Origin of the sequence: Streptosporangium sp. CA-115845 (assembly GCF_050943795.1) — a bacterium.
Lineage (GTDB): Bacteria > Actinomycetota > Actinomycetes > Streptosporangiales > Streptosporangiaceae > Streptosporangium.
The window spans coordinates 3,767,093-3,782,286 of record NZ_CP191988.1 but is presented as its reverse complement, the minus strand read 5'-3'; the positions used below and the strand labels follow the sequence as shown (position 1 = coordinate 3,782,286).

13 protein-coding genes are annotated in these 15,194 nt (G+C 71.2%); 8 read left to right on the top strand and 5 right to left on the bottom strand.

All coding sequences use genetic code 11. From position 1 onward, the window contains the following. Nucleotides 1–193: 193 nt before the first annotated feature. Nucleotides 194–763 (bottom strand): PadR family transcriptional regulator, encoded by a 570-nt coding sequence (locus ACQP0P_RS19325; RefSeq protein ID WP_433378672.1) that lies wholly within the window; start codon nucleotides 761–763, stop codon nucleotides 194–196. Nucleotides 764–817: 54 nt separating this feature from the next. Here ACQP0P_RS19325 and ACQP0P_RS19320 point away from each other — a divergent pair, with 54 nt between their 5' ends. Continuing rightward, nucleotides 818–1,999, top strand: coding sequence for an FAD-dependent oxidoreductase (locus tag ACQP0P_RS19320; protein ID WP_433378669.1), 1,182 nt, complete (start codon nucleotides 818–820; stop codon nucleotides 1,997–1,999). Nucleotides 2,000–2,019: 20 nt separating this feature from the next. Here ACQP0P_RS19320 and ACQP0P_RS19315 read toward each other — a convergent pair whose 3' ends face one another. Next, nucleotides 2,020–2,889 (bottom strand): UbiA family prenyltransferase, encoded by an 870-nt coding sequence (locus ACQP0P_RS19315; protein WP_433378666.1) that lies wholly within the window; start codon nucleotides 2,887–2,889, stop codon nucleotides 2,020–2,022. Nucleotides 2,890–3,085: 196 nt separating this feature from the next. Here ACQP0P_RS19315 and ACQP0P_RS19310 point away from each other — a divergent pair, with 196 nt between their 5' ends. Genes ACQP0P_RS19310 through ACQP0P_RS19300 form a run of 3 tightly spaced genes read left to right on the top strand, consistent with a single transcriptional unit; the run spans nucleotide 3,086 to nucleotide 5,921 of the window. After that, nucleotides 3,086–4,324, top strand: a complete 1,239-nt coding sequence (locus ACQP0P_RS19310; RefSeq protein ID WP_433378663.1) for a 3-oxoacyl-[acyl-carrier-protein] synthase III C-terminal domain-containing protein — start codon at nucleotides 3,086–3,088, stop codon at nucleotides 4,322–4,324. 8 nt (nucleotides 4,325–4,332) lie between these two features. Continuing rightward, complete coding sequence (locus ACQP0P_RS19305; protein WP_433378661.1) at nucleotides 4,333–4,911, top strand: isoprenylcysteine carboxyl methyltransferase family protein; 579 nt, start codon at nucleotides 4,333–4,335, stop codon at nucleotides 4,909–4,911. Next, nucleotides 4,908–5,921: an NAD(P)/FAD-dependent oxidoreductase gene (locus ACQP0P_RS19300; RefSeq protein ID WP_433378658.1), complete on the top strand. Its 1,014-nt coding sequence runs from the start codon at nucleotides 4,908–4,910 to the stop codon at nucleotides 5,919–5,921. Before ACQP0P_RS19305 ends, ACQP0P_RS19300 begins: the two co-directional genes overlap by 4 nt. A gap of 95 nt (nucleotides 5,922–6,016) precedes the next feature. Here ACQP0P_RS19300 and ACQP0P_RS19295 read toward each other — a convergent pair whose 3' ends face one another. Beyond that, complete coding sequence (locus ACQP0P_RS19295) at nucleotides 6,017–6,853, bottom strand: hypothetical protein (RefSeq protein ID WP_433378655.1); 837 nt, start codon at nucleotides 6,851–6,853, stop codon at nucleotides 6,017–6,019. A 145-nt stretch (nucleotides 6,854–6,998) separates the two neighbouring features. Further along, nucleotides 6,999–8,834, bottom strand: a complete 1,836-nt coding sequence (locus ACQP0P_RS19290; protein WP_433378652.1) for an AMP-dependent synthetase/ligase — start codon at nucleotides 8,832–8,834, stop codon at nucleotides 6,999–7,001. Between the two features lie 180 nt (nucleotides 8,835–9,014). On the opposite strand from ACQP0P_RS19290, the gene ACQP0P_RS19285 reads away from it, so the two are divergent. Beyond that, nucleotides 9,015–10,514: a peptide MFS transporter gene (locus tag ACQP0P_RS19285; RefSeq protein WP_433378649.1), complete on the top strand. Its 1,500-nt coding sequence runs from the start codon at nucleotides 9,015–9,017 to the stop codon at nucleotides 10,512–10,514. Nucleotides 10,515–10,552: 38 nt separating this feature from the next. After that, a complete protein-coding gene (locus ACQP0P_RS19280) occupies nucleotides 10,553–11,164 on the top strand; it encodes a trimeric intracellular cation channel family protein (protein WP_433378646.1) in 612 nt (203 codons plus the stop codon). Nucleotides 11,165–11,181: 17 nt separating this feature from the next. Here the strand turns inward: ACQP0P_RS19280 and ACQP0P_RS19275 are convergent, their stop codons facing one another. Continuing rightward, nucleotides 11,182–12,645 (bottom strand): PLP-dependent aminotransferase family protein, encoded by a 1,464-nt coding sequence (locus tag ACQP0P_RS19275; RefSeq protein WP_433378643.1) that lies wholly within the window; start codon nucleotides 12,643–12,645, stop codon nucleotides 11,182–11,184. Nucleotides 12,646–12,693: 48 nt separating this feature from the next. Here ACQP0P_RS19275 and ACQP0P_RS19270 point away from each other — a divergent pair, with 48 nt between their 5' ends. Next, nucleotides 12,694–13,338, top strand: coding sequence for a YczE/YyaS/YitT family protein (locus ACQP0P_RS19270; protein WP_433378641.1), 645 nt, complete (start codon nucleotides 12,694–12,696; stop codon nucleotides 13,336–13,338). A gap of 9 nt (nucleotides 13,339–13,347) precedes the next feature. Further along, nucleotides 13,348–15,108 carry a glycoside hydrolase family 15 protein gene (locus ACQP0P_RS19265; protein ID WP_433378638.1) on the top strand — a complete coding sequence of 587 codons (1,761 nt, stop codon included), beginning with the start codon at nucleotides 13,348–13,350 and terminating at the stop codon, nucleotides 15,106–15,108. Nucleotides 15,109–15,194 lie beyond the last annotated feature (86 nt).

The window sequence follows — 15,194 nt, the reverse complement described above, 5'->3', positions numbered from 1 at the left end:
GTATTTCCCATTTCCACTCCCGGGCGACGTTTGACATCCCGGTTTCGGCCGACACCTTACCGGCATTTGAGAAAAACTTTTCGGGCGACAGCACTGTCGTCACAGCATTTCCGCGTAGCCGAATTAATAGCCGCCGCTCATCCGAAAGGATTTCCGGGCGACGCGGTCACCCTCAGCGTTCACCGAGCCGGCGTCAGAGGCGGAAGTCCCAGTCGATCAGGCCCGCGCGCAGGTCGTCGGCGAGGCCTTGGACATAGTCGAGTTCGGCCTTGAGCACGGCCCGCTGGTACTCGGTCTCCACCAGGAAGAGGCGCGGGAGGAACTTCGCCCCCTCGGTCAGGTCGCGGCCCAACTCCGACAGTCGCGCCTCCAGGGAGATCAGGCGCTCGTCGAGCGCCGCACAGACCTCATCGGGCGGCAGCACGGGCATGAAGGCGAGTGCGGCGGGGAACTCCGGGAACTCGCGGGCCCGCGCGGAGAGCATCGTCCGCATCCACTGCCGCAGCGTGTCACGGCCCGCGTCGGTGGGCTCGTAGACGGTCCGCTCGGGCCGGTTCTCCTCGCGCGAGGTCTCACGGACCGCGATGAGCCCGTCGCGGAGCAGCCTGTCGATGGTCTGGTAGACGCTGTTGCGCTGCGCGACGTTGACGACGTCGTCCTTGTGCCGCTCCTTGATCATCCGCTGCATCTGGTACGCGTGCATCGGCGCCTCACAGACCAGCGAGAGCAGCGCCATGGCCAGGGGGGACCGCCTCGTAGACATGGTGCACATCGTAACGGCCTACCCAACAATAGTTATTCTATGTATAGTCATTTTATGACTAAAAAAGCCCTGATAGCCGGCGGGGGCATCGCCGGCCCGGTGACAGCGATGGCCCTGCAGCGCGCCGGCATCGACAGCGAGGTCTTCGAGGCGTACGACCAAGGTTCCGATGGCGTGGGCGCCTTCCTCACGCTCGCGGTCAACGGGCTGGAGGCACTACGCCCCCTCGACCTGCACGATCTCGTCAGCGACCTGGGCATGGACTCCTCGCGGATGCTGATGTTCAACGGGCGCGGCAGGCCGCTCGCCTCCGTCTGGCAGCCCAGCCGGACGCTGAAGCGCGCCGATCTCTATCGGGTGCTGCGCGACGAGGCCGTACGGCGCGGCGTGCGGATCCACTACGGCAGGCGCCTCACCGACGCCTCGATCACCGCGGGCGGGGTGCGCGCGGTCTTCGCCGACGGCGGCGCGGCCGAAGGCGAGCTGCTGATCGGCGCCGACGGGCTCCACTCGCGGACCCGCACGATCATCGACGCCGGGGCGCCTCGCGCCCGGCACGTCGGTCTGCTGAACACCGGCGGTTTCGCGCACGGCGTCAAGGTGCCCGGCGAGCCGGGAACGAGCCACTTCATCTTCGGCAGACGATGCTTTTTCGGCTACCTGATCCATCCGGACGGAGCGGTGTGGTGGTTCGCCAACCCGCCGAGCCCCAGGGAGCCGACGCCGGAGGAACTCGCGGCGATCACCCCGGCACAGTGGCGCACCAGGCTGACGGAACTGTTCAGCGGCGACACCGGGCCGATGCTCGACATCATCGGCGCGACCGACCACATCATGGCCGGCTGGAACACCTACGACTTCCCGACCGTGCCGAAGTGGTTCAACGAGCGCATGGTGATCCTGGGCGATGCCGCGCACGCGACCTCGCCCTCCTCCGGCCAGGGGGCGTCCATGGCGATCGAGGACGCCGTGGTGCTGGCCAAGTGCCTGCGGGACGTCCCCGGCACCCGCGACGCGTTCGCCACCTTCGAGGCGGTGCGGCGCAAGCGGGTGGAGCGGATCGTGGAGCACGGCAGACGCAACGGGAGCGGCAAGGCGCAGGGAGCCGTCGGCGCCTTCTTCCGCGATCTCACACTACCGGTGATCATGCGGCAGGTGGACAGGAGGAACGCGCTGGCCTGGATGTACGACTACCGGATCTCCTGGAACGAGCCGGCCTCCGCGACCTCCGGCTGAGAGGCACCCGGCCTGCGGGGTCAGGACCCGGTGATGGCGGTGCCGCGCGCGAGGAGCAGCAGGACGGCGACCGCGGCGACGGCGACCGCCACGGCGAAGGGAACGCGCGGCGAGGTTCGGCCCAGCGCCACCCCGCAGGCGGTGAGGGCTCCGGCCACCGCCAGCGCCGCCCAGCCCCCCGCGCCCGGCGACCCCGTGGGGCCGAAGACGAGCAGGGCGGTCGCGGCCAGCAGCGGCAGCGGGATCAGGACGCGGACGCGGGCGACACCGAGCCGCTGCGGCCAGCCCCGGACCCCACCGGCGAGGTCCGCGGGGATGTCGGGGAGCACGTTGGCCAGGTGCGCCCCGCAGCCGAGCAGCGCCGCGGCCAGGACCGCCCACCAGGCGGGCCACGGATGTCCCGGCAGGCCCAGGGTCACGAACCCGGGAAGCGAGCCGAAGCCCACCACGTACGGCAGCCAGGAGAGCGCGGTCGCCTTGAGTCCGAGGTCGTAGGCCCAGGCCGCGGTGACGCCGACGAGGTGGACCGCACCTGCCGCCGGCCCCGAGGCCAGGGAGAACGGCACGCAGAGCGCCAGGGCCGCGATCGCGGCGACCCACACCGTGCGGACGTTCACCGCGCCACCGGCGACGGGCTTGCCAGTACGGCCCGCGGCGGCGTCCCGCGCCGCGTCCACCGCGTCGTTGCACCAGCCGATCGAGAGCTGCCCGGTCAGCACCGCCGCGGTCACCAGGACGCACCCGGCCGCGTCGCGCCCGCTCAGCGCGGCCAGCGCGGCCACCAGGACGGTGACCGCCGCGCTCGGCCCGGGGTGGCAGGCCAGCAGCAGCCCCCGCGCGGCCCTGAGCACCGGTCCTGTCCCCGGGCACATCGGCCGGCTCGTCGTCACTGATCGATCGTAGGCCGAGGCGTCCAGGAAAGCGGGTACCGACCATCTCAAAAAAGCGGTCATCACTACAAGAAACAGACAGCGTTGCGAGGTGGGACACCCCGAGAAACGGGCAGCGGGACTGTTGCGACGCATGCCGCAGATCCAGCTGGGCAAAAAGCAGATGTCCGCTGTTCACGAGCCGGGAGCCTGTCCCATGACGCGAATCATCGCTGTCCGCGGCGCGCTCCCACCGAACCGGCACTCCCAGGCAGAGATCACCGAGGCGTTCGCACGGGTGTGCCTGCCCGAGGGTGCCAACCGCCGGCTGCTCGACCGGCTGCACACCTCCGCGCGGGTGCAGTCACGACACCTGACGTTACCGCTCGAGCAGTACGCCAAGCTGGACGGCTTCGGGGCGGCCAACGACGCCTTCGTGGAGACGGCCGTGGAGCTGGGCACCGAGGCGCTGGGCGGCGCGCTGGAGGAGGCCGGGGTCCTCCCCGAGGACGTGGACATGATCCTCTTCACCTCGGTGACCGGCGTCGCGGCCCCCTCGGTGGACGCCAGGGTGGCCGGGCGGCTCGGGCTGCGCCCGGACGTCAAGCGGATCCCCATCTTCGGACTGGGCTGCGTCGCGGGGGCGGCCGGAATCGCCCGGCTCCACGACTACCTGCACGGCTGGCCCGAGCAGCTGGCGGTGCTGCTCTCGGTCGAGCTGTGCTCCCTCACCCTGCAGCGCGGTGACGCCTCCGTCGCCAACATGGTGGCGAGCGCCCTGTTCGGCGACGGGGCGACGGCCGTGGTGGCCTGCGGTGACGAGTGGCGACCCCGGCGTACCGGCTCGCCCGCGACCTCCCGGGCCGGTGCGGTGAGTGGCGCGTCCGCGACGACGCGGCCCGCGGGACCCGCGGGGTCCTCTCCGGCGGCGGGCGCTCCCGCGACCGCCTGGCCCGCGGGACCCGCGGGCTCCTCCCCCTCCACCGGCGAGCCGACCTCCCACCGGTCCTGCGGACGGGCGGCTCCGGCGGTGGTGGCCTCGCGCAGCCATCTGTATCCCGGTTCCGAGCACGTGATGGGCTGGCAGGTCGGCGACACCGGCTTCCGCGTGGTGCTCGACGCGAGTGTTCCCGAGGTGGTGCGCACCTACCTGGCCGACGACGTGCACGACTTCCTCGCCGACCACGGCCTGAGCAGCGAGGACGTGACGGCGTGGGTCTGTCACCCGGGCGGCCCCAAGGTCCTGGAGGCGGTGGCCGAGACGCTGCGGCTTCCCGAGGGCGCGCTGGACCTCACCTGGCGCTCGCTCGCCGCGATCGGAAACCTCTCCTCCTCCTCGGTCCTGCACGTCCTGCGGGACACGCTCGCCCTGCGGCCACCGCCGCCCGGCACTCCGGGGATGCTTCTGGCGATGGGGCCGGGTTTCTGCTCCGAACTCGTACTGCTGCGCTGGTAGGAGCCCCGATGTCCTGGCATCTGTCGTCCTGGTACCTGCTCCTTGTGCTGCTCGTCGGCCTTGAGCGGATCGCCGAACTGATCGTCGCCCGACGTAACGCGCGATGGAGCACGGCGCGCGGCGGGGTGACGTACGGGCGGGGCCACTACCCATGGATGGTCGCCCTGCACACCGCCCTGCTGGCCGGATGCCTGCTGGAGGCGGGTCTGGCCGGCCTGCCCTTCGTGCCCGCGCTCGGCTGGCCGATGCTCGCCCTGGTGGTCGCCGCGCAGGGTCTGCGCTGGTGGTGCGTGGTCTCGCTGGGTCCTCAGTGGAACACCCAGGTGATTGTGGTGCCGGGCCTGCCACTGGTGGAGCGGGGGCCCTACCGGCTGCGCCTGCTCCGCCACCCCAACTACGTGGCGGTGGCCGTCGAGGGGGCGGCGTTGCCGCTGGTGTACGGCGCGTGGGTCACCGCGCTGACGTTCACGGTGCTCAACGCCGCGCTGATGAGGGTGCGGATCCGCTGTGAGGAGGACGCTCTGGCCTCGCTCGCCACGGCGACACCGGCCGGTGCGCCGCCCGCCACCGGGCGGGCGCCGACATGATCGACGTCCTGATCGCGGGCGGGGGGCCGGCCGGGCTGGCCACCGCCATCCACGCCGCCCTGGCCGGGATGGAGGCCGTCGTCGTCGAGCCCAGGGCCGTACCGGTGGACAAGGCGTGCGGCGAGGGACTGATGCCCACCGGGGTCGCGGCCCTGCGGTCGCTGGGGGTGCGGGTCGAGGGCAGGCCGCTGCGCGGCATCCGCTACCTGGACGGCCGTCACGAGGCGGAGGCGGCGTTCCGCGACGGGTCGGGCCTGGGCGTACGGCGGACCATGCTGCACACCGCACTGTCCCTGCGGGCGCGGGAACTGGGCGTGCGGGTCGTTCCCGGCAAGGTGGACGGGGTGCGGCAGGACTGCCGTCTCGTCGAGGCGGCGGGGCTGCGAGCCCGCTGGCTGGTGGCCGCGGACGGCCTGCACTCCCCGCTGCGCGCCCTGCTCGGACTGGAACTGCCCTGCCGCGGGCCGCGCAGGTACGGGCTTCGACGGCACTACCCGATCGCGCCGTGGACGGACTTCGTCGAGGTCCACTGGGCGTCGGACGGCGAGGCGTACGTGACGCCGGTGGGCGAGAACCTGGTGGGCGTCGCCGTGCTGAGCTCTCGACGGCGCGGTTATCCGGAGCACCTGACGGACTTCCCCTCGCTCCTGGAGCGGCTGGAGGGACCGGCCGCCACCCCGGTGCGCGGGGCGGGGCCACTGCGCCAGCGGGTCCGCGCCCGGGTGGCGGGGCGAGTGCTGCTGGTCGGCGACGCGGCCGGCTACGTCGACGCGCTCACCGGGGAGGGGGTGTCGCTCGCGCTGACGTCCGCGCGGTTGCTGGTCGACTGCCTGAGGGCCGGCGCCCCCGGGGCGTACGAGGCCGCCTGGCTGCGGCTGTCGCGACGGCACCGGCTGCTTACCGGGGCGCTGGTGGGCAGCCGCCGTTACCGGGCGGCGGGGCGGCTGATCGTCCCGGCCGCCCGGCGGCTGCCCGCCCTGTTCGGCGCGGCGGTGCATGCCCTGGCCTGACCCGGCCACCGGGCTCCGCGCCGCTCCGTTCCCGGACGGAGATCACGGACGGAGATCACGGACGTGCGGCCGTCGAGGCGGCAGGTGACCTCACATCAGCGTGGCGAGACCTTGTGGATGACCCCCAGCCTGGGGGCGTAGTGCGTCGTGCCCTCGAACCTGAGCCGCCACTCACCGCCGGTACGCCCCTCCACCATCCTGGTGAAGCGTCCGTGGGAGTCGGTCGTGGCACCGGCCGCCTTCGTCCAGTCGGCGTCCTTACCGGCCCGGTGCATGATCTCGACGGGCTGGCCGGGGAAGGGGGCGTAGTCGAGGTGCCCCTGAGGGTCGACCCGGTTCAGCGCGCCCGTCACGCGCACCCCCGAGCCTCCTGGGGCCACCTGGACTCCGCCGAACCTGGTCAGCCGCTTCAGGAGGAAGCCCGTATGTCCGGTGACCTCGGCGCCGTCCGCGCCCCTCGCGCTCACGGAGACGGTCCAGGGTCCGGCCGGATACCAGCGGCTCAGGCTCTTCTCCGGCGCGAACCGCCAGGTCTCCCACCCCTCTCCCGGACGGAACCCGGTCATCCCCACCGCGCCCGGGGCGAGGCGGGCGGACACGGTCGGGCCGGGTACGGGGCCGGGCGCGAGGGCGGGGCCCCTGCCGGGACCGCCGCCCGGGCGGGACGCGGTGACGGGGAAGGACGTCCCCTTCGAAGCGGGGGGCGCACCCGGCTCGACCTTGATCGTCACCCCCTCGGGACCGGTGACGCCTCGGGCCACCACCTCTATCACCATGCGTACCGTGTCGGCGGGCCCGACCACGGGATTCGCGGGACGCAGGGTCACCGAGCGGATCGTCAGGTCCTCGGCTGCGGTCGCCGGAGCTCCTGCCGGTACCGGCAGGGCCACGGCCCCGGCCGCCAGGGATGCGAGAAGGACTCTCAACGTCATGACCAGGAGGCTAGGAGTCCACCGGTAACAGGCAGGTAGAGGACACACGCCCCGTTGGGCAAAGCGGCGCCCGGCCGCCGGGGGCCGGGCGCCGGAGACCGAAGTCCGAATCCGGAGCCGGCGGGCGGCGGGCGGCGGGCGGCGGTCAGTCCTCGTACATGCCGTCGATGATCTCGGCGTACTTGGCGTGGATGATACGACGCTTGAGCTTCAGGCTCGGGGTGAGCTCAGCGGTCTCGGCGGTCCACTCCACCGGCAGCAGGCTCCAGCGCTTGACCTGCTGGACCCGGGCCAGTTTCTCGTTGGCGACGGCGATGGCGCCCTCGACGGTCTTGAGGACGTCGGGGTGCTCGGCGAGGTCCGCCAGGGTGGTGAACGTGATGCCGTTGGCCTGCGCCCAGCCGGGGGCCACCTCGCCGTCGAGGGTGAGGATCGCCACCGGGTAGGGCCTGCGGTCGCCGTAGGCGAGGGCCTGACCGATGAGCGGGTGCTCCTTGAGGTAGTTCTCGATGTTGGCCGGGGAGATGTTCTCGCCTCCCGCGGTGATGATGAGCTCCTTCTTGCGGTCGAGGATGCTGACGAAGCCGTCGGCGTCGACGGAGCCCACGTCACCGGTGTGCAGCCAGCCGTCGGCGTCGACCAGCTCGGCGGTGGCCTCCGGCCGTCCCAGGTAACCGTGGGTGTTGGCCGGGCTGCGGGTGATGATCTCGCCGTCCTCGGCGATGCGGACCTCGACGCCGGGACCCGCCTGGCCGACGGTGCCGAGCTTGAAGCTGCCGGGGGCGTTGGCGGTGAAGGCACCGGTCGTCTCGGTCATCCCGTACACGTCCAGGACCCGCAGGCCGAGACCGGCGAAGAAGCGCTGGACCTCCAGCGGCATGGGCGCGGCCGCGGTGGCGAGCCAGCCCGCGTTGTCGAAGCCGATCATCGACCGGATGATCGACAGCAGCGCCGCGTCGGCCTGCTCGTAGGCGGCCAGGACCTCGGGCGAGGGGGTGCGCCCGTACTGGTTGGCCTCGATGTAGGCGAGCCCGGCGGCCATGGCGTTGCGCACGCCCTCCTGCTGCTCCTCGGGCTGGGTGGCCAGCAGTGCCTGCAGGCGGGCCATCATCTTCTCCCACACACGCGGGACGCCGAAGAACAGCACCGGCTTGACCTGGCCGAGGGTCGCGCCGAGCTGGGCGAGGTCGGTGCAGAAGTGGGTGTGGGAGAGCTTGAAGAGCGGCAGGTAGAGGCTGAGCACCCGCTCGGCGATGTGCGCGTAGGTGAGGTAGGAGATCTGGGTGCCCTTGCTGGGCAGGTCGGCCATCCTGTCGGTGGCCACGACCTCGAAGAACACGTTGGAGTGGGTCAGCGGCACGCCCTTGGGGTTGCCGGTGGTGCCCGAGGTGTACAGGACCGTGAGAACGTCGTCGGCGGTCACCGCCTGCCAGCGGGCGTCGACGGCGGCGGGGTCGGCCGCGAGCCGGTCGCGGCCGAGGGCCAGGAAGTCGTCCCAGGAGACGAACCGGTCACCGGCCGGGGCACCCTCCAGCACGATCACCTTGCGCAACTCGGGAAGGTCGTCAAGGACCGGCTCCCACCTGGCGAGTTCCGCCGGTCCGCCGAGCACCGCGATCTTCGCCTTGACGTCGCCGGCGACGAAGGCCACCTGCTCGGGGGTGAAGGTCGAGTAGACCGAGCACGACACCGCGCCGGCGTGCACCGCGCCCAGGTCCGCCAGCACGTGCTCGCTGCGGTTCACCATCATGAGCGCGACCGCCTCGCCGGGCTCCAGCCCGAGGGCGGCGAACCCGGCGGCGATCTCCAGAACTCGCTGCCGGGCCTCGGAGTAGGTCAGGGTGGACCAGCCCCCCTCGACCGGGTCGGAGTACGCCGGGGCGTCGGGGTCACCCTCGGCCGCCTCCCTCAGCTGATCGCAGACCGTACGGCCCGCGATCTTCCTCTCGATGGCCGCCCGCTCCTCAAGGACACCGGTCATACAGAGCCTCCTGAAAGTGCTTACTTGCACGAGTGGCATGCATCGCACCACACGCCGTTCCTCCCGGACAAGACCCTGAAAGGGAGAAGAAACATCACAATGCACGGCTGCCTTCGGCCCCCCAACAGGAGGCGCACGTAGAGTTGTCACTTGATCACACTGTGACATTCTGGGGGGCGCATGCCATCGGGGAGACGTGCCCGCGAGAAGACCTTCTTCGGGCACCCGCGCGGCCTGGCGACACTGTTCGGCACCGAGATATGGGAGCGCTTCAGCTGGTACGGCCTGCGGGCCATCCTCGCCACCTTCATGGCGGCCTCCCCCGCCATCGGCGGCCTGGGCCTGAGCCAGCAGACCGCCCAGGCGGTCGTCGGCATCTACGGCGCGCTCATCTACCTCGTCGCCCTGCCCGGCGGCTGGATCTCCGACCGGGTGCTCGGCGCCCGCAGGGCGGTGCTGTGGGGCGCCTCCATCATCATGTGCGGCCACATCAGCATGGCCATCCCCGTCGAGACCGGCGCCTTCGTCGCGCTCGGACTGCTCCTCATCATCGCCGGGACCGGGCTGATGAAGCCGAACATCTCCACGATGGTCGGCAAGCTCTACCCGCAGGATGACGACGCACGCAGGGACGCGGGGTTCTCGATCTTCTACATGAGCATCAACATAGGCGCCTTCATCGCCCCCCTCGTCGTCGGCTGGCTCGCCTCGGGCGACCGCTGGCACCTGGGCTTCGGCGCGGCGGCGGTCGGCATGGCCCTGGGTCTTGCCCAGTACGTGCTGGGCAGGCGGCACCTGAAGGGCGTGGGCGAGCGGCCGGGACACCGGCTGACCCCGCGCGAGCGCAGGCACTTCGGCCTCGCGGCGGCCGTCGCCGCGCTCGTGGCCTGTGGCGGCCTGGCCGTCTGGACGGCGTCGGGCACCTTCGACCTCGACACCTTCGCACTCGTGACGACGCTGTTCATCGTGGCCGTGCCGGTGTTCTACTTCGGCTACATCCTGCTGGGCAGCCACAACCTGACCGATGACGAGCACTCCCGGATGAAGGCCTACGTCTGGCTGTTCATCGCCGCCGCCATCTTCTGGATGATCTACGACCTGGCGCCGACCGTGCTGCTGTTCTTCGCCCAGAACAAGACGGACCTGTCACTGTTCGGCATCCGGATCACCCCGGCCACCACGCAGTCGTTCAACCCGCTGTTCATCATGATCTTCGTGCCGGTCTTCGCGGCGCTCTGGGTCAGGCTGGGCAACCGGGTGACCGCTCCGCACAAGTTCTCGGCGGGACTGTTCATCAACGGCCTGAGCTTCATGATCATGGCACTGGCCGCCAAGCTGGCCGAGAGCGGGAGGATCTCGGTCTGGTGGCTGGTGCTGGTCTACCTCGTCCAGGTCTTCGGTGAGTTGTCGCTGAGCCCGGTCGGCCTCTCGGTCACCACCAAGCTCGCCCCCGAGGCGTTCAAGAGCCAGATGCTGGGACTGTGGTTCATCTCCATCTCGGTGGGCGATGCCGTGGGCGGGCAGACGGGGCGGCTGAAGAACCACATGTCGGAGCCCGCGTACTTCCTGACCCTCGCGCTGATCGCCGTCGTGGCATCCCTGGTGCTGCTCGCGTTCGCCGGCAGGCTCCATGCGATGATGCGCGAGCACCGGCCGCCGAGCACCGCCCCACCACCTTGACGGAAATCCCATATATCCGGTCATGGGATGATTTATCGGTGAACAATGTGCTCGATCTCGTCGGGATCTTCGTCTTCGCTCTCTCCGGCGCCCTGGTGGGCGTGCGCAGGCGGCTCGACGTGGTGGGCATGGCCGTGCTGGCCGAGATGACCGCGCTGGGCGGCGGAGTCGCACGCGACCTGATCCTGAACGTGCGGCCCGCCGCCTTCTCCAGCATCGGCTACGTGGTCGTGCCGGTGCTGGCCACGATGATCGTGTTCTTCTGGCACCCGCAGGTGGAGCGGGTGATGCCCGCGGTGAACGTACTGGACGCCGCGGGCCTCGGGCTGTTCTGCGCGGTCGGCACCGAGAAGGCGATGTACTTCGGCCTCACCCCCCTGCACGCGGCCCTGCTCGGGGTCATCACCGCGGTCGGCGGCGGCATCCTGCGTGACGTCCTCGCCGGGCAGACCCCCACCCTGCTGTACGACCGCCAGTTGTACGCGGTGCCCGCCACGCTCGGCTCGGCGGTCATGGCACTGCTCTACACCCTGAACCTGCACGGCTGGCCGGCCACGCTGTCCGCCGCCCTGCTGGCCTTCGGGCTGCGCATCGTGGCCATGCGGCTGAAACTGCGGGCCCCGCTGGCCAGGGGCGTCACCTCCGAGTAAGCCCTCCCGGGGCGGGCTCAGAGGGCGGGGGTGAGCGGCTCGGCGGGCCGGGTACCGTACGCCCCCCTGAGCCTGGCCTCCGCGATGCGCCGCACCGCCTCGGCGAGGACCCGGGGCGGCTGGGTGAAGGGCAGCCGCAGCCGCCCCTCCAGCGTGCCGTCCACGCCGAACCACTGCCCGGGGGCCAGCCGGACCCCCTGGCAGGCCGCCGCGTCGGCCAGCGGGGTGGCCGAAGGTTCCGGCAGCCGCACCCAGAGCGAGCCGCCGCCCCTGGGCGGAACGAAGCTCCAGTCGGGCATCCGCGCCGCCAGCTCGACCGCCAGGGCGTCCCTGGAGGCGCCGAGGAGGCGGGCGCGCTCGGCCCTGGCCCCCTCGATGTCCTCGAACAACCTGGCCACCACCAGCTGTTCGAAGAGCGGGCTGGCGATGTCGATGGAGGCGCGGAGCACGGCAAGACGGCGGACCGTGGCGGCGGTGGTGCGGACCCAGCCGATGCGCAGCCCGCCCCACCACAGCTTGGACGCCGAGCCGATGGTGATCACCCTCCCGTCGGTGTCGAAGGCGGCCAGCGGCGTGGCCCGGGCCTCCTCGTCGAGCGCCAGCTCACACCAGCTCTCGTCGACCACCAGAACCGTGCCGTAGCGCCGCGCCGCGTCGGCCAGGGCCGCTCGCGCCGTGTCGTCCATCAGGTGTCCCGTCGGGTTCTGGAAGTCGGGGATCACGTACGCGAGGCGGGCGGCCGACTGGCGCATCGCGCAGGTCAGCAGGTCCAGGTGGCGCCAGCCCTCGTCGGGGATGCCGACCCCGACGATCCTGGCACCGCGCATCCTGGCCAGGTCGATGGCGTGCGGGTAGGTGGGCGACTCCAGCAGCACCGGGTCCCCGCGCGAGAGCAGCATCGTGGTCACCAGGTGGATGGCCTGCTGGGCTCCGGTGGTCACCAGGATCTGCTCCGGCCGGGTGGCCACCCCCCGCGCGCTGTAGCGGGCGGCGATCGCCTGGCGCAGCGGGGCGATCCCGAGCGGGTCGTAGCCCGTCCCGAGCGTGTAGCGGGGATACTGGCCGGTGACGGCGGCGATCGCCTCGGGCAGTGTCGAGATCGCGCTCGGGGCCGCGGTGTGCATCGGCAGCAGCCCGTCGTCCTCGGCGGCGATCCACGGGTTGTCCGCGCCCAGCGAGCCCGCGTCGGGCAGCGCCGTCCAGCTCCCCGCCCCCCGCCTGCTCTCCAGGTACCCCTGCTCGCGAAGGAGGTCGTAGGCCGCGGTCACGGTGGTGCGGCTGACGCCCAGTGCCTCGGCGAGGTGGCGCTCGGCGGGCATCCGTACCCGCACCGGCAGCCGCCCGTCGAGGACCAGCGACCGCACACCCTGGGCCAGCACCCGGTAGTACGGCCTGGCGCCGGGGGCGATCGCCAGGAGACGGGCGAGCTGGGGGCCACTGAGATACCGGTCCACACCAACCACCATAAGGCCACTTTTCATGATTGGCCCTTTCATCCGGAAATGGCGGCCTGAACGATTGGGGCCATCATGAGCGAACTCTCCCTGCCCACCCTCGGTTCCCTTCCCAACCGGCTCACCCGCCTGTACGCGGGCCTGGCCCTCTACGGCGTCGGCGTCGGCCTGCAGATCGAGTCCCAGCTGGGCAACAGCCCCTGGGACGTGTTCCACCAGGGACTCTCCATCCACCTGGGCCTGTCGGTCGGCGCCTGGATCATCATCGTGGGCGCCCTGGTCATGCTGCTGTGGATCCCGCTGCGGCAGAAGCCGGGGCTGGGCACCCTCAGTAACGTCGTCCTGCTCGGACTGTTCGCCGACGCGGTCATATGGCTGGCCCCGACCCCGGACGCGCTCACCGCGCGCTGGGCGTACCTACTGCTCGGCGTCGTCGCCACCGCCGTGGCCACCGGTCTCTACATCGGCGCCGGTCTCGGCCCCGGGCCGCGCGACGGCCTGATGACCGGCCTGAACCGCCTGGGCCTGTCCATCCGCTCGGCCCGCACCGTCATCGAGGTCACCGTACTGGCCGCGGGCTGGCTGCTTGGCGGGACCGTGGGAGTGGGAACGCTGGTGTTCGCCCTCGCCATCGGGCCGCTGACCCAGTTCTTCATGCCGCGGACCCGTCCGGGAACGTGGTTGCGCTCCAGCCCCCCGGGGAGCGCGCCGAAGCGTTAGCTTCGAGGCATGTGGATCGAGGACTACGCTCTCATCGGCGACATGCAGTCAGCGGCACTGATCGGCAGGGACGGCTCCATCGACTGGCTCTGCCTGCCGCGCTTCGACTCACCCTCGTGCTTCGCGGCACTGCTCGGCAACTCCGGGAACGGCCAGTGGTGGATCGGCCCCGCGGACGCCGGGCGGCCCCACGCCACCCGGCGCCGCTACCGGGGCGAGACCCTCATCCTGGAGAGCGAGTGGGACACCCCCGGCGGCACGGTCCGGGTGACCGACTACATGCCCACCCGGCACACCAACCCCGACCTGGTGAGGATCGTGGAGGGCGTGTCGGGGACGGTGGAGATGGCCACCGAGATCCGCATCCGCTTCGACTACGGCCGGATCGTGCCCTGGGTGCGCCGCAGCGACGGCCTGCTGCAGGCCGTCGGCGGACCCGACTCCGTGTGGCTGCACTCCCCCGTCCCGCTCCAGGGCGGCGACTACGCCCACAAGGCGAGGTTCGAGGTCTCCGAGGGCGACAGCATGGCGTTCATCTTCACCTGGCACCCCTCCCACGAGCCCAGGCCCGAGGAGATCGACCCGTACGAGCAGCTGACCGCGACCGAGGAGCTGTGGGCCGAGTGGGTCGAGCGGTGCGGCTACCAGGGCCCGTGGCGCGAGGCCGTGGTCCGCTCGCTCATCACGCTCAAGGCGCTCACCTACGCCCCCACCGGCGGCATCGTCGCCGCCCCCACCACCTCACTGCCCGAGGACCTCGGCGGCGTGCGCAACTGGGACTACCGCTACTGCTGGCTGCGCGACGCCACCATGACCCTGGACGCCCTCATCGGCTCCGGCTACCTGGACGAGGCCCGCGCGTGGCGGTCCTGGCTGCTGCGGGCCATCGCGGGCCGCGGTCAGGACCTGCAGATCATGTACGGCGTCGCCGGGGAGCGCCGGCTCACCGAGCTTGAGCTCGACTGGCTGCCCGGCTACGAGGACTCCCGGCCGGTCAGGATCGGCAACGGCGCGGTCGACCAGCTCCAGCTGGACGTCTACGGCGAGGTCCTGAACTCCCTGTACCTGTCTCGCGTCTCGGGCCTGGAGTCCGACCATCGGGCCTGGACCATCCAGTTCGAGCTGATCTCCTATGTCGAGGAGCACTGGGACGAGCCGGACGAGGGGTTGTGGGAGGTCCGCGGCCCACGCCGGCACTTCGTGCACTCCAAGGTCATGTGCTGGGTCGCACTCGACCGGGCCGTCAAGCACATGGAGACCTTCGGCAAGCCCGGCCCGCTGGCGCGCTGGAAGGAACTGCGCGACCGCGTCCACGCCGAGGTCTGCGACAAGGGCTTCGATCCGGTACGCGGCACCTTCACCCAGTCCTACGGCTCGGACGAGCTGGACGCGGCCCTGCTGCTGATCCCGCTTGTCGGCTTCCTGCCGCCGGAGGACCCGCGCGTGATCGGGACGGTGGAGGCGATCCAGCGCGAGCTGATGGTCGACGGCTTCGTGCTGCGCTACCCGGTCTCGGCCGACAACGAGGTGGACGGCCTGCCCGGCAGCGAGGGGGCGTTCCTGGCGTGCAGCTTCTGGCTGGCCGAGGTCCTGGCGATGATCGGCCGCAAGGACGAGGCAGTCGAGCTGTTCGAGCACCTGCTGTCGCTCCGCAACGACGTCGGCCTGCTCGCCGAGGAGTACGACCCTCGCTACGGCCGGATGGTCGGCAACTTCCCACAGGCCTTCAGCCACGTGCCGCTGATCCACACCGCCCGCGCGCTCAGCTGAGACGACGGCACCTGGCTGACCGTTTTATACCCTTTAATCCCTATAGAGCGGCCAAGTCGGCAGATTTCTTAAAAATCATCAAGAAA